Origin of the sequence: Streptomyces sp. NPDC005925 (genome assembly GCF_040638805.1) — a bacterium.
In the GTDB taxonomy this organism is placed as follows: Bacteria; Actinomycetota; Actinomycetes; order Streptomycetales; family Streptomycetaceae; genus Streptomyces.
Genome location: NZ_JBEXVL010000005.1, coordinates 284,933 through 305,242, shown reverse-complemented (window position 1 = coordinate 305,242; position 20,310 = coordinate 284,933). Strand labels below are relative to the sequence as shown.

At 73.9% G+C, this 20,310-nt stretch carries 18 protein-coding genes and 1 pseudogene; 4 read left to right on the top strand and 15 right to left on the bottom strand.

The window, feature by feature from the left end; translation table 11 throughout:
* Positions 1-25 precede the first annotated feature (25 nt).
* Positions 26-1,264 (top strand): MFS transporter, encoded by a 1,239-nt coding sequence (locus tag ABZ354_RS10000; RefSeq protein WP_358654866.1) that lies wholly within the window; start codon positions 26-28, stop codon positions 1,262-1,264.
* Here the strand turns inward: ABZ354_RS10000 and ABZ354_RS09995 are convergent.
* A complete protein-coding gene (locus ABZ354_RS09995; RefSeq protein ID WP_358654993.1) occupies positions 1,224-1,700 on the bottom strand; it encodes a thioesterase family protein in 477 nt (158 codons plus the stop codon). The genes ABZ354_RS10000 and ABZ354_RS09995 overlap by 41 nt on opposite strands.
* A gap of 180 nt (positions 1,701-1,880) precedes the next feature.
* On the opposite strand from ABZ354_RS09995, the gene ABZ354_RS09990 reads away from it, so the two are divergent.
* Together ABZ354_RS09990 and ABZ354_RS09985 are read left to right on the top strand one after the other, a co-directional pair.
* Positions 1,881-3,272, top strand: coding sequence for a solute carrier family 23 protein (locus tag ABZ354_RS09990; protein ID WP_358654864.1), 1,392 nt, complete (start codon positions 1,881-1,883; stop codon positions 3,270-3,272).
* A gap of 402 nt (positions 3,273-3,674) precedes the next feature.
* Complete coding sequence (locus tag ABZ354_RS09985) at positions 3,675-4,352, top strand: DUF5995 family protein (protein WP_358654991.1); 678 nt, start codon at positions 3,675-3,677, stop codon at positions 4,350-4,352.
* Between the two features lie 19 nt (positions 4,353-4,371).
* Here the strand turns inward: ABZ354_RS09985 and ABZ354_RS09980 are convergent, their stop codons facing one another.
* The 13 genes and pseudogenes from ABZ354_RS09980 to fmt form a co-directional block, all read right to left on the bottom strand.
* Positions 4,372-6,084, bottom strand: a complete 1,713-nt coding sequence (locus ABZ354_RS09980; protein ID WP_358654862.1) for an NAD(P)/FAD-dependent oxidoreductase — start codon at positions 6,082-6,084, stop codon at positions 4,372-4,374.
* 56 nt (positions 6,085-6,140) lie between these two features.
* Complete coding sequence (locus ABZ354_RS09975; RefSeq protein WP_358654860.1) at positions 6,141-6,929, bottom strand: carbon-nitrogen hydrolase family protein; 789 nt, start codon at positions 6,927-6,929, stop codon at positions 6,141-6,143.
* 103 nt (positions 6,930-7,032) lie between these two features.
* Positions 7,033-8,442 carry an MFS transporter gene (locus tag ABZ354_RS09970; RefSeq protein WP_358654858.1) on the bottom strand — a complete coding sequence of 470 codons (1,410 nt, stop codon included), beginning with the start codon at positions 8,440-8,442 and terminating at the stop codon, positions 7,033-7,035.
* 185 nt (positions 8,443-8,627) lie between these two features.
* Positions 8,628-9,080 carry an Lrp/AsnC family transcriptional regulator gene (locus ABZ354_RS09965; RefSeq protein WP_358654856.1) on the bottom strand — a complete coding sequence of 151 codons (453 nt, stop codon included), beginning with the start codon at positions 9,078-9,080 and terminating at the stop codon, positions 8,628-8,630.
* 10 nt (positions 9,081-9,090) lie between these two features.
* Positions 9,091-9,288 (bottom strand): annotated as a pseudogene (locus ABZ354_RS09960) (amino acid permease); the annotation flags it as partial.
* Between the two features lie 289 nt (positions 9,289-9,577).
* Complete coding sequence (locus ABZ354_RS09955) at positions 9,578-9,940, bottom strand: hypothetical protein (protein WP_358654854.1); 363 nt, start codon at positions 9,938-9,940, stop codon at positions 9,578-9,580.
* Positions 9,941-10,042: 102 nt separating this feature from the next.
* Positions 10,043-11,485: a GuaB1 family IMP dehydrogenase-related protein gene (locus tag ABZ354_RS09950; protein ID WP_358654852.1), complete on the bottom strand. Its 1,443-nt coding sequence runs from the start codon at positions 11,483-11,485 to the stop codon at positions 10,043-10,045.
* Between the two features lie 131 nt (positions 11,486-11,616).
* Positions 11,617-11,946 (bottom strand): barstar family protein, encoded by a 330-nt coding sequence (locus ABZ354_RS09945; protein ID WP_358654850.1) that lies wholly within the window; start codon positions 11,944-11,946, stop codon positions 11,617-11,619.
* Entirely contained in the window at positions 11,943-12,194 is a 252-nt protein-coding gene (locus ABZ354_RS09940) for a ribonuclease domain-containing protein (RefSeq protein WP_358654848.1), read from the bottom strand. The genes ABZ354_RS09945 and ABZ354_RS09940 overlap by 4 nt, the downstream gene beginning before the upstream one ends.
* Before the next feature lie 251 nt (positions 12,195-12,445).
* A complete protein-coding gene (locus ABZ354_RS09935; RefSeq protein ID WP_358654846.1) occupies positions 12,446-13,489 on the bottom strand; it encodes a sugar-binding domain-containing protein in 1,044 nt (347 codons plus the stop codon).
* 79 nt (positions 13,490-13,568) lie between these two features.
* The gene (gene rpe / locus ABZ354_RS09930; protein ID WP_358654844.1) at positions 13,569-14,255 is read right to left on the bottom strand and encodes a ribulose-phosphate 3-epimerase; all 687 of its coding nucleotides are present in this window, start codon (positions 14,253-14,255) and stop codon (positions 13,569-13,571) included.
* 287 nt (positions 14,256-14,542) lie between these two features.
* Complete coding sequence (locus tag ABZ354_RS09925; RefSeq protein ID WP_358654842.1) at positions 14,543-15,961, bottom strand: transcription antitermination factor NusB; 1,419 nt, start codon at positions 15,959-15,961, stop codon at positions 14,543-14,545.
* Between the two features lie 79 nt (positions 15,962-16,040).
* Positions 16,041-16,973, bottom strand: coding sequence for a methionyl-tRNA formyltransferase (gene fmt, locus ABZ354_RS09920; protein WP_358654840.1), 933 nt, complete (start codon positions 16,971-16,973; stop codon positions 16,041-16,043).
* Positions 16,974-17,332: 359 nt separating this feature from the next.
* Between fmt and ABZ354_RS09915 the strand changes: the two genes are divergently transcribed.
* Positions 17,333-17,878 carry a hypothetical protein gene (locus ABZ354_RS09915; RefSeq protein ID WP_358654838.1) on the top strand — a complete coding sequence of 182 codons (546 nt, stop codon included), beginning with the start codon at positions 17,333-17,335 and terminating at the stop codon, positions 17,876-17,878.
* A gap of 115 nt (positions 17,879-17,993) precedes the next feature.
* Here the strand turns inward: ABZ354_RS09915 and ABZ354_RS09910 are convergent, their stop codons facing one another.
* Complete coding sequence (locus tag ABZ354_RS09910) at positions 17,994-20,141, bottom strand: primosomal protein N' (protein ID WP_358654836.1); 2,148 nt, start codon at positions 20,139-20,141, stop codon at positions 17,994-17,996.
* Between the last annotated feature and the right edge of the window lie 169 nt (positions 20,142-20,310).

The window sequence follows — 20,310 nt, the reverse complement described above, 5'->3', positions numbered from 1 at the left end:
ACGGTACACGTGGGAGGGGCGGAGAATGAGCGACGTGGTCTACGGGCAACGCGAGGTGAAGCGGGCGCGGTACGCCGTGGCCGCCGTTTTCGCCGTGCACGGCGCCGTCACCGGTTCGTTCGCCACCCGCGTGCCGTGGATCCAGGACCACGCCGGGGCGAGTGCGGGCCAGCTCGGTCTGGCCCTCGCCTTCCCCGCGCTCGGCGCGTCGGTCGCGATGCCGCTCGCGGGCAGCGTCAGCCACCGCTTCGGCGCTCGCAACGCGCTGCGCGGACTGATCGCCCTGTGGACGCTGTCGCTGATCCTGCCCTCCCTCGCGCCGAACCTGCTCACCCTGTGCCTGGCCCTGTTCACGTACGGGGCCACCGCCGGCATGGCGGACGTGGCGATGAACGCCCTCGGGGTCGAGGTGGAGAACCGGCTCGGCAGGTCGATCATGTCCGGACTGCACGGCATGTGGAGCGCGGGCGCCCTGGTCGGCTCGGCGGCCGGCACGCTCGCCGCGCACCTGGGTGCCGACGCCCGCCTGCACCACGTGCTGGCGGCGGCGGTGCTCACGGTGCTCGGTGCGACCGCGTGCGCCTGGGTGCTCGACCTCCAGCCCGCCGAGGACGAGGAGGCACCGCCGCGCTTCGCGCTGCCGCCCAGGTCGGCGCTGCTGATCGGCGCGGTCGGATTCTGCGCGGTGTTCGCCGAGGGCGCGAGCCTGGACTGGTCGGCGGTGTACCTGCGCGACCGGCTGGAGGCCTCCGCCGCGCTCGCGGCGGCGTGCACCACCGGCTTCACGCTGACCATGGCGCTGGCCCGGCTCGCCGGCGACAAGGTCGTGGACCGATTCGGGGCCGTGCGGACGGTCCGGGCGAGTGGTGTGCTCGCCGTGCTCGGCGGGCTGCTCGTCGTCGTGTCGGGGCATCCGGCGGTGGCCATGGCCGGCTTCGCGCTGATGGGTCTCGGGATCGCGGTCGTCGTACCGCTGTGCTTCGCGGCGGCGGGCCGCAGCGGCCCCCGCCCCAGTCAGGCCATCGCCGGCGTCGCGACCATCACGTACACCTCGGGTCTGGTCGCGCCCGGTGCGATCGGCGGGCTTGCCCAGGCGACCAGCCTGGTGGTGTCGTTCGGGCTGGTGACGCTGCTGGCGTGCGGGGTGGCCGGTTTCGCGGGCGTGCTGCGCGGCGCCGACCTGGACCGGTCGAAGACGCCCACCGCACCGCGGACGCCGGAGATCAGCCTGCCGGGCGAAGCAGTGCGCGACCCGCAGCTCTGAACCCCTCGCTCCAGGGCGCCGGGCGCAGCGTCCCGGCGTCCAGCCGCACCAGCACCCGGGTGCCGTGCGCGTACGTCACGGCCCCGTCCGCCGAGCAGAGCCGGAAGCCGTAGGTCAGGCCGGTGGTGCCGAGCCGCTCGAGCCACAGGTGGACGGCGTACGGGCCGGGCCTGGTGACCGGGGCCTCGTAGCTGACGCGGAGTTCCCTGACCGCGTTGCAGGCGTCGCCGGCCGCCGTCCAGTCCCCGTCGAAGCGGATGCCGTTGCCCTGCCACAGCTCCGCCCAGGCCCGCTCGACCAGCAGGGGGTAGCGGGCGTTGTGCAGCAGGCCGAGCGCGTCCAGGTCGTCGAAGTGGACGGTGACGGGGACGAGGCGTCCGTACGGCGGGGCGGGTGCGGCCGGGTCTTCGGCGGTCGGGCCTTCGACGGCGGGTATGTCGGCGAGCGGTGCTTCGGCGGTCACGGCTGGTGCTCCTGGGACGTGCGGGATGGTTGCTGGATACACGGACGACGGCGCGCCGCCCATCCTAGGCGGACGCTCACGTGTGCGAATCACCGTCCGGTGCCCCCCCACAATGGACCCCGACCTGCACATACGACGAAAGCGACACTCGACATGGATCTCGGCGTCCGCTGGAAACTGCACGGCGACGGACGCACGCCCGCGCCCGGAGCGGTGGTCCGCCCCGACGAGCGGCTCTCCTGGCCCCGGACCGTGGGGCTCGGCGCGCAGCACGTGGTGGCCATGTTCGGGGCGAGCTTCGTGGCGCCGGTGCTCATGGGTCTGGACCCCAACCTCGCGATCATGATGTCGGGCGTCGCGACCGTCGTGTTCCTGCTGGCGACGCGCGGCAGGGTGCCGAGCTACCTCGGCTGCTCGCTGTCCTTCGTCGGTGTGGCCGCGGTGATCCGCGCCCAGGGCGGCACGAGTGCCACGGTGACCGGCGCGGTCTTCGTCGTCGCCGTCGCGCTGTTCCTGGTGGGGCTCGCGGTGCAGCGGTTCGGGGCGCGGATCATCCACGCCGTGATGCCGCCGGTCGTCACCGGCGCGGTGGTCATGCTGATCGGTTTCAACCTGGCGCCGGTGACGGCCTCGACGTACTGGCCGCAGGACCAGTGGACGGCCCTGCTCGTCATGCTGTTCACCGGCCTGGCCGTGGTGGGCCTGCGCGGATTCTGGTCCCGCGTCGCGATCTTCCTGGGCCTGGTCTTCGGCTACGGCGTCTCCTGGGTCCTCGACCGCGTCTTCGGGAGGATCCACTCGGCGGACGGCAGCGGCAAGGTCACCGACCACTGGCGGCTCGACCTGTCCGCCGTCGGCAAGGCCGACTGGATCGGCCTGCCCGGCCTGCACGGGCCGTCCTTCCAGTGGTCCGCCGTCCTCGTCGCGCTGCCCGTCGTCATCGCCCTGGTCGCGGAGAACGCCGGGCACGTCAAGGCCGTCGGCGAGATGACCGGCGACAATCTGGACGACAGGCTCGGCACGGCGATCTCCGCGGACGGCGTGGGCTCGATGCTGTCGACCGCGCTGGGCGGGCCGCCCACCACCACGTACTCCGAGAACATCGGCGTGATGGCCGCGACCCGGGTCTACTCCACCGCCGCCTACTGGACCGCCGCCGGCTTCGCGCTGCTGTTCGGCCTGTGCCCGAAGTTCGGTGCGGTCGTCGCCGCGATCCCCGGCGGCGTACTGGGGGGCATCACCGTCATCCTGTACGGCATGATCGGCCTGCTCGGCGCCCAGATCTGGATCAATGCGGGTGTCGACCTGCGCAACCCGCTCAACCTGGTACCGGCCGCCGCGGGCATCATCATCGGCGTCGGCAACGTCACGATGAAGTTCACCGACACGTTCTCGCTGAGCGGCATCGCGCTGGGCACGGTCGTCGTCATCACCGGCTACCACGCGCTGCGCGCCTGCGCGCCCGCCCATCTGAAGACGCAGGAGCCACTCCTGGACGAGGGCACGTCGTCCTACGACGAGGGCGCCCGGCGGGCCGATTCGTAGGCGTACGAGGGCTCGTGCGCGTTCGTGGCCGTACCACGACTCGTGCGGCTGCGGGGGCGTGCGGGGTGAGCGCCAGGGGGTCCAGCGCGGCGAACACGCGGTCGGGATCCTGCCTCGCTGCCGGCGGAGCACCCCCGGCTGCCGGACCCCCGCCTCACCGTGGGCGCCCCCGCGGTGGGCACGTACTCCCCCGCGGTGGGCAGGTACTCCCCGGCGGCGGGCGCCTTCGCCCGATCCGGGGACGTACCGCGCTCTCCGCCTCCGCGGCCACGGCAAAACTGCGACTCTGCCCGCATGGCGCACAGCGATCGAGTCCCCGGCGGCAGCAGTGCCGTGAACGCCGCCGGCCCGGCCGGCACAACGGTCAGCACAACGGTCGGGAGGGCTGACACGGCCGACGCCATAAGCGGGACGACCGGCAGGGTCGATGCGGTCATCGCCCGGATGCGGCGTCTTGACGCGGCTCTGCCCGCCCGGGACGGCGTCGCCGTATTCAACCGTGTCTACCTCGCCGTCACGGAGACGGTCGACCGGCGCATCGACGCCGGGGAGTTCAGGGACCCGCTCGCCGCGGTGACCCTGGACGTGCGGTTCGCGGAGCGCTACCTGGACGCGGTCGGCACGGCCGCGCGGGGCGGCCGCCCGCCCGCCTGCTGGCGGCCCCTGTTCCAGTTCCGCCGCCATCCCGGCGTACGGCCGCTGCAGTTCGCCCTCTGCGGCATCAACGCGCACATCGGACACGACCTGGCCCTCGCCGTCGTGGACGTCTGCCGCGCGCTCGGCTGCGAACCGGTCGATGTGGAGGACGAGTTCGACCGGGTGGGCGACCTTCTCGTCTCGCTGGAGGAACGCATCCGCGAGGACCTGATGCCGGGCCCCGGCCTGCTCCGGATCGCCGACCCGCTCACCCACCTGCTCGGCTCATGGAGCCTGGAACGGGCCCGGGACGCCGGCTGGGCCGCGGCCCGGGCCCTGTGGGCACTGCGGCCGCTGCCCGATGTCGCCCGGGATTTCACCGAACGGCTGGACGCGGTGGTGGGCTTCGCGGGCCGCATGCTGCTGACCCCGCTGCCGGACTGACCGCGACGCCCGGGCGGCCTCAGTCCTCGGGGAGCTCCACGGGCGCGATCTCGTCGTACACGTCACCCGGCCCCGGATTGGCCGGGTCGGTCGTGCCGCCGAGGTGGTGCATGACGCCCCACACCGCGTTGAGGGCGGTCTGCACGGCGCCCTCGGCCCAGCCGGCCGTCCAGGAGATGTCGTCGCCGGCCAGGAAGACGCCCCGCTTGTCCTCGGGCAGCTCGTCCTGCATGAAGTGCGTGAACAGGCGCCGCTGGTAGCGGTAGTGGCCGGGCAGGTTCGCCTTGAACGCGCCCATGAAGTAGGGCTCGTTCTCCCAGGACACGGTCACCGGGCTGCCGATGATGTGCTTCCTGATGTCGACCTTGGGATAGATCTCGCCGAGCGACTTCAGCATGACCTCCATCCGCTCGTTGGCGGACAGCGGCAGCCACTTCAGGCTGTCGTCGCACCAGGTGTAGGAGAGGCAGATGACGGCGGGCTCGTCGGGCCCGTTGCCGAGCAGGTAGGTGCCGCGCGTCATGCGGTCGGTGAGCGTCATCGACATGACGTCCCGCCCGGTCGGGTTCCCCCTGTCGTCGACGGCCTTGTCCAGCCAGAACGGCCGGTCCACGGGCACGAAGAGCTTGCTGGACTCCATGTAGTGGGTGCGCTCCATCGCCGTCCAGTGGTCGATGGGGAACAGCGAGTCGTCGCACCGGATCTTGGACAGCAGCATCCAGGACTGGGCGGTGAAGATCACCGCGCGGTAGGTGCGGATGTCGCCGTTCGCGTCGGTCACGGTGACGCGGTCGCCCGCGGTGCGGTGCAGCCGGGTCACGGCCGGGCGCGGCTCGCCGTGCGCGTGCAGGGACTTCAGCGAGGTGCCGTACGGCCAGTGCACGATCTTCTCGGGCTCGCGCTCCCACAGCCTGAGCGGCAGCTGCTGGGAACCGCCGACGATGCCGCGGTGGTGGTCGTCGGCCTCGGTGTAGACGACGCGCAGGATCTCCAGGATGGAGTTCGGGAAGTCGGTGTCCCAGCCTCCGGTGCCGAAGCCGACCTGGCCGAAGATCTCACGGTGCCGGAACGACGCGAATGCCTCCGACTCGCAGAGGAAGCCGTAGAAGGTCTGGTCGTCGAGCTTCTCGACGAGCCGGCTCCAGATCTCGCGGATGCGCGGAACGTCGCGTTCGCGCAGGGCGCGGTTCATGCCGGAGAAGTCGGCGCCCTCTTCGAGGCACTTGCTCCAGGCGGCGGCGACGTCCCGGTAGACCTGCGGCAGGTCCTCGGCGGTCTCGGCGTAGTGCGACTCACCCTTGAGGTCCACGACCGTGGACGGCGTCGCCTCGGCGAGCGGGTTCGGGAAGGGGCTGGTCTCGAGGCCGACGAGGTCGATGTAGTGCTGGAGGGCCGTGGAGGACGGCGGGAAGCGCATCGCGCCCATCTCGGCGGTCAGCGACGGGTCGCAGCCGTCGAAACCGACCGTGCGCAGGCGCCCGCCGATCTGATCGGCCTCGTACACGACCGGCCTGAGGCCCATCTTCATCAGCTCGTAGGCCGCGACGACGCCGGACAGGCCACCGCCGATCACCGCGACCTCGGTGCCGTGCTCGGTCGCGGGTATCTGGCCGAGGCCCGCCGGGTGGGCGAGGAAGTCGTCGTACGCGTACGGGAAGTCCGGGCCGAACATGGTGATCGGCGGCTGCTGCTCGTCGGTGTGTTCGACGGCGTTGGGCACCGTGGACGTCATGGGGTACGGACTCCTTGCACGGGTGACGCGGGGTGGGAGAGAGGGGAGGCGAGGGCTCAGGTCAGGGACCCGTACAGGCCGGGGCGGCGGTCCTTCAGGTACGGGTTGGCCTCGCGGGACGCGGCGAGGAAGACGGGGTCGACGTCGGCGAGGACGAGTTGCTCCCCGCGCCCGGCCCGGGTGCGGGCGATTCCGTCGGGCCCGGCCAGCGTGGACAGCCCGACGAACTCGAACCCGCCCTCCGGGCCGACCCGGTTGACGTACGCGACGTACATCTGGTTCTCGAAGGCGCGCACCGGCACGACGGACTCGGCGACGAACTGGAACGGATGCATCTGTGCCGTGGGCACCAGCAGGAGGTCGGTGCCGGCCAGGGCGTGGGCGCGGACGTTCTCCGGGAACTCCACGTCGTAGCAGATCATCAGGCCGACGGTGAGGCCGTTCAGCTCGGCCTGGACGAGCGTCCGGTCGCCGGGTGTGAAGTGTTCGCGTTCGAAGCAGCCGAAGAGGTGGGTCTTGCGGTAGTTCGCGAGGGGCACGCCGTCGGCGGAGATCAACTGGGCGGAGTTGTGGACCGTCTCGCCGTCGCGCTCCGGGTAGCCGTAGGCGACGGCGAGACCGTGCCGGGTGGCGATCCCGGCGACGGCGACGGCGCAGCCGCCGTCGGCGGGCTCGGCGAGCCGGGCGATGTCGTCGCCGATCGCGTAGCCGGTGAGGAACATCTCCGGCGCCACGAGCAGCCCGGCCCCGGCGGCCGCGGCACGCCCGGCAGCGTCGTCGAGGACCTTCAGGTTCTCGACGGTGGAGCCGGGTCGTCCGGAGCTCTGGAGCAGGGCGGTGCGCATGCGTGGTCCTCACCGGTCTACGCGGGGTGTCAGGGGTCTGTTAGACGGTACGGTCGGCGCGCTCGGGCGGACAAGGCGGAGCCGTTGCGCGCCGATACGCCGATCATTGCGTCGGCGCCGGGGTGGGCGGCGATTCGTTGCGCGACTCCCCCGGGACCGCTTCCGGAACTCCTTCCGGCACCTCTTCCCGGACCTCTTCCCGGACCTCTTCCGGAGCAGGTCCCGGGCGGGGCTTGCCCACAGGAGGCCCTCCCGCCCGGGGTGCTCCCGCACCAGGCCTTCCCGTACGGGCCCCTCCCGCCCGGGGCCGTCCCGCGGTGGCGGCCAGGATCAGGGCCGTGACCAGGTAGGGCACCGCGCCCCACACGAAGGCGGTGCCGTGCGAGGTCGCGGCGGCGACGGCCGCGTACGGGAGGTACACCGCCACCGTGGCCAGGTCGGTGCCGAGCCCGGCGAGCGAGGTCACGGTGGCCCGGCGCGCGTCGCCGACCCGCTCCTGGAGCCGGGCGTCGGCCAGGACGTTGGCCAGCTGGAAAGTGCCGAAGGCGAGGGCCACCAGGATGACCGCGCAGGCCGTGCCCGTGACGGCGCCGACGGCCAGGGCGAGCGCGGCGCCCGCGAGCAGGGCGGCGAGGCCCTTGTCGCCGAGGCGCCCGGCGGGTCCGGCCAGCAGGCTGCCGACGGTGACGCCCGCCCAGATCACCAGCAGCAGCGGGGGCACGGTCCCGTCGGCGACACCCGTGTCCCGGACGAGCAGCGGCGTGTACTCATCCAGCGCGCCCCACACGGCGGCGACGGCCGGGACCAGCAGGAGCGCGCCGCGTACCCGCCGGTCGCGCCGGACCTCGGCGAGACCGGCCCGCAGGGTCACCGTCCATCCGTCGTCACCGTCGTCGGTGTCCTGGCCTGCGTCATCCGCCGCCGGGGTGCGATGCTCCGGGAAGCGGGTCGCGGTCGCCGCGGCCAGCAGGCATGCGGCCACGCTCGCGGCGCCGACGGCCGGGTAACCGCCCAGCGCGAACAGGGAGCCGCCCAGCGCCATCGCGCCCATCACGCCGATCTGGCCGGCGGCGCGGGCCCGGCCCATGACGCGGGCGTACCGGCCGGCCGCGCCGAGCCGGTCCAGCTCCTCGTGGACCAGGGCCTCCAGCGCGCCCGAGCCGAGCGCGCCGCCCGCACCCCACAGCACGAACCCGGCCGCGAACGCGCCGTACGAGGGGACCAGCACCCACAGGGCGAAGCCGGCGGCGGTCAGCAGCGGGCCGAGGCACAGCAGCAGCCGACGGGAGAACGCGTCCGCCCAGGCGCCGGAGGGAACCTCCAGCAGCACGCCGGTGACCGACCACAGGGCGAAGAGGGAGGAGATCTGCCACAGGGGCAGGCCGGTGTCGCTGAAGAGCAGCGCGTACACCGGATAGAGCAGGACGAAGTCGTCCAGGAACGAGTAGCCGTACAGCGTGGCCGTGAGCCGTCGGGCTCCGGTGCCGGGCACACGCGCGGGTGAGAGTGTCATGAGGCCTTCCCGGGGGGACTGTTCGGACGCCGTTGGTCAGGCGTTCGAGGCGGCCCTCGGGAGGCACGGCTGGTGGATCAATGTCGCCGGGTCATGCCACGAGGCTAGACCGGGACGGTCGGCCCCGGCCAGCCGTTTTACCCACGGCCCGTGCGCGGACGCCGTGATGCCGTGCGCGTACGCCGTTATGCCGGCGACCCGGACGAGAAGCGCCGCAACAACGGCGACAGCACCAGCACCGATCTGGTGCGCTCCACGAACGGCTCACCCGCGATGCGTTCCAGGACCCGTTCGAAGTGACGCATGTCGGAGGCGAAGACCTGGGCGACCGCGTCGGCGTCGCCGGTCACCGTGGAGGCGGCCACGACCTCCTGGTAGCGCTCCAGGCCCCGCTGGATGGTCTCCGGCGAGGTGTTGCCGCGGCAGTAGATCTCGACGAACCCCTCGGTCTCCCAGCCGAGGGCCGCCGGGTCGACCCGGACGGTGAAGCCGGTGATCGCCCCGGTGGCCCGCAGCCGGTCCACGCGCCGTTTCACGGCGGGCGCGGACAGGCCGATCTGCTGCCCGATGTCCGCGTAGGAGCGGCGGGCGTCCTCGGCGAGGGCGTGCACGATGCGTTCGTCGAGATCGTTCAGCACGGTGGGGGGTTCACTTCTCCGGTGGTGCGAGTGGTGCGCCGGCCGGCCGCGAGCGGCGATGGCCGTACAGGAAGTAGACCACGAGGCCGACAGCCGTCCGGGCACCGAGGACGACCCGGGTGACGGCGTCCGGGCTGCCCGTCGTCCACAGGCAGAGGGCGGGGCCCAGCGCGGGCCGGAGCGGCGACAACGGCACGCGGGAGGTCCGCGCGGACCGGTCCCGGTCGGCAGCCGCACCACGTCCCGGCTGCCGACCCCGACCTCGACGGCGGCCACCGCCTACGCGTACTGCGGTCATTCCGGGACGCCTTTGGCGCGGCACCACGACGGCGATGCCGGCCGGCCCCGGGGTCTGCCGCCGGTCGATCCGGACGTCAGTCCTGCGGTGGCCGCCTTCCGGCTGTCGGACCTGCCGCGGCCCGTCTCCCGGCCGCCGGGCACGCCGGGCACGCCGCGAGTCGGTTCCCGAGGCCAGGTCTGCCGCAGGCCGCCGGACGTCAGTCCTGCCGCGGTCCGTCCCCCGGGCGCCGGGCCGACGGGCCCCCGTGTGCCTCCGGGGTGCCGGGCCGACGGGCGGCGTACGCCTCCCGGGCGGCCCGCCCGCTCGTCCCGAGCGCGGCCCCGATCTGCGACCAGGAGGCGCCGGCCTCGCGGGCCGCGCGGACGGTGAGCAGGCGGCCCTGGGCGGCCTTGCGGGCGACGGCCTCGCCGAGGGCGAGGAGTTCGAGCAGTTCGGCCCTCTCGAGCCGCCCCTCGCCGGCGGCGTCCCCGGCGAGCGTCCCGCGCATGCGCAGCTCGTCGAGGCGGGCCACCGCAGTCGGCAGGGTGAACCGCGGCGCGACGCTCTGCGGTGTGGTCATGCCTCCAGGCTCCGGCCCGTGCTCCCCGGCGTCAAAAGGACCTCGCGAGGGGCGGGACAGGGCCCCCGGAAGAACCGGAGGCACCGGCACCGGCCCCGGCCGTCAGCTCCAGCTGGCGTGCAGCGGCTTGCCCTCGGCGTAACCGGCGGCGCTCTGGATGCCGACGACGGCCCTCTCGGCGAACTCCTCCAGGCTCGCCGCACCCGCGTAGGCGCACGACGAGCGGACGCCCGCGATGACCGAGTCGATCAGGTCCTCGACACCGGGCCGTTCCGGGTCGAGGAACATGCGGGACGTGGAGATGCCCTCCTCGAAGAGCGACTTGCGGGCCCGGTCGTACGCGGACTCCTCACTGGTGCGGTTGCGGACCGCGCGCGCGGAGGCCATGCCGAAGGACTCCTTGTAGGGCCGGCCGTCGGCGTCGTGCTGGAGGTCGCCCGGCGACTCGTAGGTCCCGGCGAACCAGGAGCCGACCATCACGTTGGACGCGCCGGCCGCGAGCGCCATCGCCACGTCGCGCGGGTGGCGGACGCCACCGTCGGCCCACACGTGCTTGCCGTACTTCTTCGCCTCGGCGGCGCACTCCAGCACGGCGGAGAACTGTGGCCGGCCCACGCCGGTCATCATGCGCGTGGTGCACATGGCGCCCGGTCCGACGCCCACCTTGACGATGTCGGCGCCCGCCTCGATCAGGTCGCGCACGCCGTCGGCGGACACGATGTTGCCCGCGACGACCGGCACCGCCGGGTCGAGGTCGCGCACCAGCTTGACGGCACTGATCATGGACTCCTGGTGGCCGTGCGCGGTGTCGATGACGAGGGTGTCGACGCCCGCGTCCAGCAGTTGCCGCGCCTTGTCCGTCACGTGGCCGTTGATGCCGACGGCGGCGGCGACGCGCAGCCTGCCCCGGTCGTCGACGGCCGGGGTGTAGAGCGTGGCGCGCAGCGCGCCCTTGCGGGTGAGGATGCCCGCGAGGCGGCCCTCGGAGTCGACGGCGGGCGCGTAGCGGCGGTTGGCGGCGTCGAGGGTGTTGAAGGCCTCGCGCGGGTCCATGTCGGCGTCGATGAGCAGCAGGTCCTTGGACATGACCACTTCGAGCTGGGTGAAGCGGTCCACGCCGGACAGGTCGGTGTCGGTGACGACGCCGACCGGCCGCTGCTCCCCGTCCACGACGACTCCGGCGTTGTGCGCGCGCTTGGGCAGCAGGGCGAGCGCGTCGGCGACGGTCTGGTGCGGGGCCAGCACGATCGGGGTGTCCAGCACGAGGTGGCGGCTCTTGACCCAGGAGACGACGTCGGTGACGACCTCGATGGGGATGTCCTGCGGGATGACGACCAGGCCGCCGCGCCGGGCCACGGTCTCGGCCATGCGGCGTCCGGCGATGGCGGTCATGTTGGCGACGACCAGCGGGATCGTGGTCCCCGTCCCGTCCGGGGAGCTCAGGTCCACGTCCTGCCGCGACCCGACCGCCGAGCGGCGCGGCACCATGAAGACGTCGTCGTACGTCAGGTCGTGGGCGGGCCGGCTGTCATGGAGAAAACGCACGTGCTGCACATCCCAGTCGATCAGAGGTGGCCCCCGGACAGGTCAGCCAGGGGGAAGAGCACGTACTTCATTCTCCCACGGCGCCTGCAACGCGCGGTCCTGGCTCATCGTCCAGGCAGGTCAGAGGCCCGTTAGGAGGAAGCTCCAAGGGCCAGCAGCACGGCGAGCCGCGGAGTGCGGCCTGCCGCCTCGGCGAACACGTCCTGCGCGGTCTCCCACTCGGCGGGCCGCGCCTTCGCGTACGCCCGCCACCCGGTGACGACGAGCAGCAGCCCTCGCTCCACCGAGCCCTCGGGCCAGAGGGCGTGGTCGGAGAGGGAGTCGGCGAGGGCGTCCCAGTTGCGTCCGAACCAGTCGGGCAGCGCGAGGGCCCCGGCGCAGCGGTCCATCAGGGCCGCCTTGTCGGTCACGCCGTCGAGGTCCAGTGTGACCAGCAGCCGGCCGGCCAGGTCGTCCGTCATCTCAGTACCGCCCTGAAGGATCGATGGTGGTCGTCGGTGTAGTAGATCTCGCCGCCCCGCCCGGTGACCAGTCTCCCGGGCCCCGCGGTCGTCGGAGCCCGGCGTCCGCACCGTGTCCTGCCGGTGGTGGCCCACTCGTGATCCGGCGGCGGCTTCTCGGCGTTCCCGAGGACCGCGCCGTCTCTCCGATACGGGAACGGCCCGCCGGTGTCGACGGGTTCCCGCGCCCCGCGCGCCTCGCCGGGCATGGGCGGGTCGTCCGCCTGGACGGTGGCCGTGCCGCCGCGCCCCGCGAGGGTTCGACACCGCCGGTGCCGGAGGAGTTGGCGAGCAGCAGTTCCAGCACGGGAAGCAGACCCGCGGGCACACACAGGCACGCCCACGGGCACCCTCACGGGTAAGGCCCCTCGCGCCCGCCTGCTGAGCCCCGTCAGGCCCTCAAGCCTCGCCTGCCGAACCCCGGTCGCCGGCCGGCCCTGCCCGGCCCTGCCCGGCCCCGTCAGGCCCCGTCAGGGTCGGCCCGATTGAGCGCGGGCCGGGGCGTGGTGCCCGCCGTCATCAGGTAGTCCGCGGCCGACGTGTCCGTCACCAGGCTGGTGACGAGCCCGGAGCGCAGTACCGCGTCGATGGCGGCGGCCTTGCGCTGCCCGCCCGCGATGGCGACGACCTCCGGGATGCGCCGCAGCTGGTCGGCCTTGACGGTGATGCACCGCTCCCCCAGGTCACGGCCGACCCGGCGACCTTCGGCGTCGAAGAGGTGCGCGGACATCTCGGCGGCGACACCGAGCGAGGCGTAGTGCGCCCGCTCCTCGTCGCTCAGCATGTCGTGCACGGTCGAGATGCCCGGCTCCCAGGAACCGATGGAGACGCAGGCGACCGTGACCTTGTCGAAGTACTCGAAGGCCCGGGCGAGCCCGGTCTGGTTGCGCAGCGCCGTCGCGGTGGCCGCGTCGGGCAGCAGCATGGGCGCGTAGATGGGGTGCGCGTCGCCGCCGGACACCTGCGCCGCGCGGCGGACGGCCTCGACGGAGCCGCGCTCGGCGGTCCCCGCGTCGTAGACGCCCGTCAGCTGTACCACCGTGCAGGGCGGCAGCCGGTTCAGGGCCGCCGCCATGTGGATCGTGGAACGGCCCCAGGCCAGGCCCAGGACGTCTCCCTCGTTGAGCAGTTCGCCGAGCAGGTCGGCGGCCACTTCCCCCAGGTTCTCCGGATCGGGCGTCTCCTCGGCGTCGGCCGGGGATTCCACCACGACTGCGTGCCTCAGGCCGTAGCGGGCGCGCAGCGCGTCGGAGCGCTCGGCGTCCAGCTCGGCGGGAACCCTGATCTCGATTCGTACGAGGTCCCGTTCGAGGGCGGTCTCCAGGACCCGGGCCACCTTGAAGCGGCTGACGCCGAACTCCTCCGCGATCTGGATCTTGGACTTCCCCTCGAGGTAGAAGCGGCGGGCCATGGCCGCCGCCTGCACCAGCTCAGCGGGTCCCATCCGCATGGCTGACCGGCCCGCCGACATACCCGACACGGCGTTCTCCTCACTGCTGTTCACACTCTGGATTCGCCGTTCATCCTTGCAGATCCGGCGCGGTCGATCAGCTCTGAAGGGAGCCGTTCATGTTCCTGTGGGTTCAGTGGCCGGCCGCCCAGGACGCCTTGGCCGTCGCCGCCTCCGCCTGGTTGCGTAGTGCACGTACCGCCTCGGCCGGGTCCGACGCCCCGTAGACGGCCGACCCGGCGACGAACACGTCGGCGCCGGCGTCGGCACACTGTTCGATCGTGGACGCCGAAACCCCGCCGTCGACCTGCAGCCACAGCTGGAGCCCGTGCTTGCGGACCAGCTCACGGGTGCGGCGGATCTTCGGGAGCATGATGTCGAGGAACGCCTGTCCCCCGAAGCCCGGCTCCACCGTCATGATCAGCAGCATGTCGAGCTCGGGCAGCAGATCCTCGTACGGCTCGATGGGCGTCGCCGGCCTGAGCGCCATGGAGGCGCGGGCGCCCTTGGCCCGGATTTCGCGGGCGAGCCGTACGGGCGCGGCGGCGGCCTCGACGTGGAAGGTGACGGAACCGGCCCCCGCCTCCACGTACTGGGGCGCCCACCGGTCGGGCGCCTCGATCATCAGGTGGCAGTCCAGCGGGGTGTCCGTGGCCCGGGCGAGCGACTCCACGACCGGCACGCCGAGCGTGAGATTCGGTACGAAGTGGTTGTCCATGACGTCGACGTGGAGCCAGTCGGCTCCCTCGGCCGCCTTGGCCTCGTCCGCGAGTCGGGCGAAGTCGGCGGACAGGATGCTGGGGTTGATCTGCGCGGCCATGCCCCCAGCCTGCCATGCCCTCCGGGGGAGAGAGGCATGGGTGCCGGTGCCGGTGCCGGTGCCGGTAAGTGGCACGGGTATCGGTACCGGTACCACGGCGGGTACTGGTAAGTGGTGGCCGGCCGCGCGGTTCCCGCGCCCCTGGACGGGCTGCGCCCGGCCTCACGCCTCCGAAGGGACCCCGCCGTGCGGGCGTGCCGGTCCGTCGTGGCCCCTCGCGCAGTTTCCCGGGCTCTTGATGGGCGTTCCGTGCCGGGTCCGTAGTGGTGGCGGGGTGCGGGCCCGGATCAGGCTGTGCGGCGGATGAGGGCCAGGTACATCGCGTCCGTGCCGTGCAGGTGGGGCCACAGCTGGATGTCGGGGCCCTCACCCAGGGACGGGACGCCGGGAAGGAGGGGGCGGGCGTCGAGGAGGTCGGCGCCGGGGTGTTGTCTGAGGATGTCGGCGACCACGGCTCTCGTCTCGGCGAGGTGCGGTGAGCAGGTCGCGTAGCCGACGACGCCGCCGACCCGTACCGCCTCCAGGGCGCCGCGCAGCAGGCCGCGCTGGAGCGGGGCGAAGCCGTCGAGGTCGTCGGGGCGGCGCCGCCAGCGCGCCTCCGGGCGGCGACGAAGGGCGCCGAGCCCGGTGCAGGGCACGTCGACCAGCACCCGGTCGAAGCTGCCGGGCCGCCACGCCGGCCGCGTACCGTCGGCGGTGATCACCTGGTACGGGCCGGGGTTGCCGTCCAGGGCGCGGGCCACGAGCCCGGCACGGTGCGGCTGCTTCTCCGACGCGAGCAGGAACGCGCCCCGCTGCGCCGCGAGCGCGCCGAGCAGCGCTGCCTTCCCGCCGGGCCCGGCGCACCCGTCCAGCCACCGCTTGTCGTCGCCCTCCAGGGGCACGTTGGCGAGGGCGAGCGCGACGAGCTGGCTGCCCTCGTCCTGCACACCGGCCCGGCCGTCCCGCACGGCGTCGATCGCCCCGGGCTCGCCGCCCTCGGCCAGCCGCACCGCGTACGGCGACCAGCGCCCGGGTACGGCGGCGTCCTCGCCGAGCAGTTCGTCGGGGGTGGCACGGCCCGGGCGGGCGACGAGGGTCACCTCGGGCCGCTCGTTGTCGGCGCGCAGCAGGTCCTCGATGCCGGTGCGCCCGCCGCCGAGGGAGTCCCACAGGGCGGACACGACCCAGCGGGGGTGCGAGTGCACGACGGCGAGGTGGTCCTCGGGGTCGTCGTCGTAGGGCGGCGCGACGCGCTCCAGCCAGCCGTCGAGATCGTGCTGGGCGATCTTCCGCAGAACCGCGTTGACGAACTTCGCCCGCCCGTCGCCGAGGACGACCCGGGCGAGCTCGACGGTCGCGGACACGGCGGCGTGCGTCGGGATGCGCGTGCCGAGCAGCTGGTGGGCGCCGAGGGAGAGCACGTCGAGCACGGGCGGGTCGACCTCGCGCAGCGGCCGGTCGACGCACTCGGCGATCACCGCGTCGTAGGTGCCCTGCCGGCGCAGTGTGCCGTACACCAGCTCCGTCGCGAGGGCCGCGTCACGGGTGTCGAAACCGTCCTTCTCACGCGCCTTGCGCAGCAGGGGCGGCAGGACGAGGTTGGCGTACGCGTCCCGTTCGTCGACGGCCCGCAGCGCCTCGAAGGCGAGGATGCGGACGGGGTCCTTCTGGGGCCGCCGGTAGGGCTTGCCGGGCTTGCGGGGCCGACGGGGCTGCTCGCTCACGAAAAAGGTGCTCCGGTGGTGAGATGAAGTGCGCGCTCCAGCCTACGTCGTCCCGGCAGGCCCGGACCGCCCGCCCGTGTCAGGCGCCGAGCAGCTCGCCGTCGGCGATCCGCACCCCGCGCGCCCAGTCGGCCGCCTTCATCGGCTTCTTGCCCTGGGCCTGCACCCACAGCAGCTCGACGGCGTACGAGCCGGTGCCGGCGTGCACGCTGTTCTTCCCGACGGCCAGGTGCCCGGGTGCCAGGTCCGTCCGCTCCGGCACGGGCGTGACCTGGACGAGCTTCAGCCGCTCGCCGCGGAACGTCGTCCAGGCGCCCGGCGCGGGCGTGCAGCCGCGGACGACCCGGTCGACACGCAGGGCGGGCGCGTGCCAGTCGACCCGGGCGTCCTCGACGGTGATCTTCGGCGCGAGAGTGATGCCCTCGGCCGGCTGCGGTACGGCCTTCAGGGTGCCGTCCTCGATGCCGTCCATGGTGGCGGCGAGCAGCCCGGCGCCCGCGAAGGCGAGCCGGGTGAGCAGGTCGCCGCTGGTGTCGGTGGGCCGGATCTCCTCGGTCACGGTCCCGTGGACGGGGCCGGAGTCGAGCCCCTCCTCGATGAGGAAGGTGGACGCGCCGGTGATCTCGTCGCCCGCCATGATGGCGTGCTGTACGGGTGCGGCACCGCGCCAGGCGGGCAGCAGCGAGAAGTGCAGGTTGACCCAGCCGTGCACGGGCACGTCCAGCGCGATGCGGGGCAGCAGGGCGCCGTAGGCGACGACCGGGCAGCAGTCGGGGCCGATCTCCCGCAGCCGCGCGAGGAACTCCGGGTCCTTCGGCCTCACCGGCTTCAGCACCTCGATGCCGGCCTCCTCGGCGCGCTCGGCGACGGGGCTCGCGACGAGCCTGCGTCCGCGCCCGGCCGGTGCGTCGGGCCGCGTGACGACGGCGACCACCTCGTGCCGCCGGGAGGCGAGCAGAGCGTCGAGAGCGGGAACGGCGACCTCGGGGGTACCGGCGAAGACGAGCTTCATGGAGTGGTTCGGGCCTCTCGGGCGGGGTCGGCGGGCAGGGCAAGTCTAGGACGGCCCCCTGCACGGAGCCGCCGGCACCGACCGGGCCCGGCGGGCAGGCCTTCGATCATCCGACGGGAGGGCCGGCCGGGGCTGGACCCCTCCCACCCGGTCGGCAAAACCCCCCGCGCGGCTACCGGAGTGGCCCTGCTTCCGCCCCCGGACGGGTGGTGCGACGGCCGGGCACGGGCGCACAAATATGTCCGCACGCCCCCGACCCGTGACCCAGGGAGCGAATCGGCGTTGGTCAAGAAAGAGTTGACCACTCGGGGCCACGATCGCGGCCCATTCCTTTCAACGCCGGTTCGAGAGGCTTGTTCATGGCCGACCACGCAACCCACGACGCCCAGGCTCGGGCCAGCCTGCACTTGCTGGTGCGGGACATCGAGCGGGTCCGCCGGCAGGTGGACGCACTGCGCACACTCACCGCCCAGCTGGGCAACGTCTACCGCCCGCGCCGCTCCGGCCCCTCCACGGGCTTCGTCGTCTACGGACGCGCGCCCGCTCCCACGGTCCGTCTCGCCCAGGAACTTCGGGACAGCGTCGAGACGCTGGTCACGGCCGCGGTGGACTTCGACCGCTCGCTCGGCTTCTCGTGGGACGCCGTGGGGTCGGCGCTCGGCGTCACCAAGCAGGCCGTACACCGCCGTTACGGGGCTCGCCGCGCCACCGCCCCGCAGGAGGCCGCGCCCGCCGCCGAACCCCCGAGCGCCCCGGAGCCCGCAGGCACCCGTCCGGTCATTGTGGGCTCCGGCATTCCGACGGTCCCCGCGGCCCGCTCCATGCCGACCCAGCCGACTGCGGGCAGCCCGTCCCTCCGCGAGGAGACCAGGCCCGCGCCCTTCCCCGGCCCGCGAGCGGGCTGACAACGCCGACCACGCCCGCTCTGCCCTCCCAGGCTCCGGCCCGGGAGGGCAGCGGTGTCCTCGCGCACCCTCTGGTGTCTGCCACCCGGCGCCCCCTGTCACCCGATGTCCCCTGTCACCCGATGTCCGGCGGATCGATCCGTACCCACACCGGTTCCGCGCCGCCCCGTGCCATGCGGGCCGCCTGCGCGGCCTTCAGGGCGGCGGCCAGGGCGGCTCCGCTGCCGGGCGGCACCCGGACCAGTGCGCGGTCCCACTGCTCGCCGGGCGGTGGCGCGCCGGGGCGGCGTTGCCGTCCGGCCGCCGTGACGGGCAGCGGGACCGGGCCCAGCACCTCGGCCTCCGGCGGAAGCTCCACGGCGTCGAGAAACGCGGCCAGCGCCGGCGGCGGTCCCGACACCGACGCCATCCGCGACACCGGCGGAAAGCCCAGCTCGGCCCGCTCCCCCAGCTCCCGCACCGCGTGCCCGACGGGGTCCCAGCGCACCAGCGCCTGCACGGGCCGCAGCGTGGGCTCCGCGACGACGACCACGGTGCCGCCCGAGCCGTGCGGCCGGACCAGCGACGACGCGGCGATCCAGCGCCGCAACGCGTCCTCGCCCGCCCGCAGGTCGGGCCGCCCCAGCATCGCCCAGCCGTCCAGCAGCAGCGCCGCCGCGTAGCCGCCCTCGGCGACCGGCTCCGCGCCCGGCGTGCTCACGATCAGCGCGGGCGTCCCCGGCACCGTGTCCAGCACATGCTCACGCCCCGATGTGCGCACCGGCACGGCGGGGAAGGCCCGCCCGAGCTCCTCGGCGGTGCGCCGCGCCCCCACGACCTGCGCCCGCAGCCGGAACCCGCCGCACTCCGGGCAGTGCCAGCCGCCCTCCTCGCGCCCGCACCAGCCGCAGCGCAGCGCCGCCGCGTCCCGCGCCTCCAGCGGCCCGGCGCAGTGCCGGCAGCGCGCCGACGCCCGGCAGGCGGCGCACGCCATCCTTGGCACGTACCCGCGCCGGGGCACCTGGACCAGCACGGGCCCGCCGCGCAGCCCCTCCCGGACGGCCTGCCAGGCGAGCGTGGGCAGTCGCGCGGCCCGCGCCGCCTCGTCCCTCGCGAGGTCCTGGTCGCTGACGGTCCGCACCAGCGGGGCGGCGGCCCGCACCTGCTCCCGCGTGGCGACCAGCGGCCGGGCCCAGCCGGTCTCGACGAGCTGCGCGGCCTCCACGGTGCAGCTCCAGCCGCCGAGCAGGAAGCCGCACCCGTCCTGCGCGGCCCGCAGCAGCAGAACCTCGCGCGCGTGCGGCTGCGGGGCGTGCTGCTCGCTGTGGCTGTCGTCGCCGTCGTCCCAGAGGGCGACCAGGCCGAGGTCCTGGACCGGGGCGAACATCGCGGCCCGGGTCCCGACGACGGCCCGTACCGCGCCCCGGCGCACTGCGAGCCACTGCGCGTACCGCTTCCCCGGCCCGGCGTCGGCGGTGAGCACCGCGTGTCTGCCCTCCCCCAGCAGCGTGCTCAGCGCGGCGTCGACACGGGCGACGGCCCGGCCGTCGGGGACGACGACGAGCGCCCCTCGTCCCGACGCGAGCGTCGCCGCGACGGCCCGCGCCACTTCGTCGCTCCACTCGGGTCCCGGCAGCGCGTTCCACACGGCTCGTGGTGCGCCGCCCGCCGAAAGGGACTGCAGGAAGGCCGCCCCGCGCTCGTACCGCGCCCACGGTCCGGCGTCCGGCGCGGGTGGTGGCGGCAGCGGCGCGGGTGAGGGGCGTCGCTCGGCGCCGGCGTTGCGCGGTGGCACGGCGAGTTGCAGTACGTCGGCGAGACTGCCCGCGTACCGGTCCGCGACGGCCCTGGCCAGGCCCAGCAGCTCGTCGCCGAGCACCGGCTCGGGCGACACGACCTGGGCCAGGGCGGCCAGCGGCCCGGAGTAGTCGGACTCGGGGAGCCTCGCCACGAGGAAGCCGTCGATCAGGCCGCCGCCCTCGCGCCGCCCGCCACGCACCTTGTGCCGCCCGGCCCCGAACCGCACCCGCACCCGCACCCCGGGCTGCGCGTCCGCGTCGAGCTCCTCGGGCACCGCGTAGTCGAAGTACCGGTCGAGATGCAGGACGCCCTTGTCGACGAGGACGCGGGCGACGGGCAGGTCCTTGGCCAGCGCGGCGCCCCGCCAGGTCCGCGGCTTGGCACGCGGCGTCTTCGCCCTGCGCACGCTCTCCCGGATGAGCGCGAGCTGCTCGGGCGGCGCGTCCCCGGCACCGCGGTCGGCCTGTTCGTCCTCGCTGCTCACGCCTGCATTCTCGCAAAGCCCACTGACATCCGACGGCGCCCTTCGGGCGGGCGGCACCCGGCGCCGTCCGGGCAGTCACCGGACACGCCGGGGCCCGGCTCCCGGAAGGCGGAAGGGCGCCGGGCCTCGCGACGTGCGGAGAGAAACCGTGCCGGCAGAGACCGTGTCC

Excerpts from the sequence above, each read along its gene's own strand:
- ABZ354_RS09980 (WP_358654862.1), bottom strand. The coding sequence starts at position 6,084 with ATGACGTCCACGGTGCCCAACGCCGTCGAACACACCGACGAGCAGCAG.
- fmt (WP_358654840.1), bottom strand. The coding sequence starts at position 16,973 with ATGAAGCTCGTCTTCGCCGGTACCCCCGAGGTCGCCGTTCCCGCTCTC.
- ABZ354_RS10000 (WP_358654866.1), top strand. The coding sequence starts at position 26 with ATGAGCGACGTGGTCTACGGGCAACGCGAGGTGAAGCGGGCGCGGTAC.
- ABZ354_RS09975 (WP_358654860.1), bottom strand. The coding sequence starts at position 6,929 with ATGCGCACCGCCCTGCTCCAGAGCTCCGGACGACCCGGCTCCACCGTC.
- ABZ354_RS09940 (WP_358654848.1), bottom strand. The coding sequence starts at position 12,194 with ATGCCCGGCGAGGCGCGCGGGGCGCGGGAACCCGTCGACACCGGCGGG.
- rpe (WP_358654844.1), bottom strand. The coding sequence starts at position 14,255 with ATGGCCGCGCAGATCAACCCCAGCATCCTGTCCGCCGACTTCGCCCGA.
- ABZ354_RS09955 (WP_358654854.1), bottom strand. The coding sequence starts at position 9,940 with ATGACCACACCGCAGAGCGTCGCGCCGCGGTTCACCCTGCCGACTGCG.
- ABZ354_RS09945 (WP_358654850.1), bottom strand. The coding sequence starts at position 11,946 with ATGACGGACGACCTGGCCGGCCGGCTGCTGGTCACACTGGACCTCGAC.
- ABZ354_RS09990 (WP_358654864.1), top strand. The coding sequence starts at position 1,881 with ATGGATCTCGGCGTCCGCTGGAAACTGCACGGCGACGGACGCACGCCC.
- ABZ354_RS09915 (WP_358654838.1), top strand. The coding sequence starts at position 17,333 with ATGGCCGACCACGCAACCCACGACGCCCAGGCTCGGGCCAGCCTGCAC.
- ABZ354_RS09970 (WP_358654858.1), bottom strand. The coding sequence starts at position 8,442 with ATGACACTCTCACCCGCGCGTGTGCCCGGCACCGGAGCCCGACGGCTC.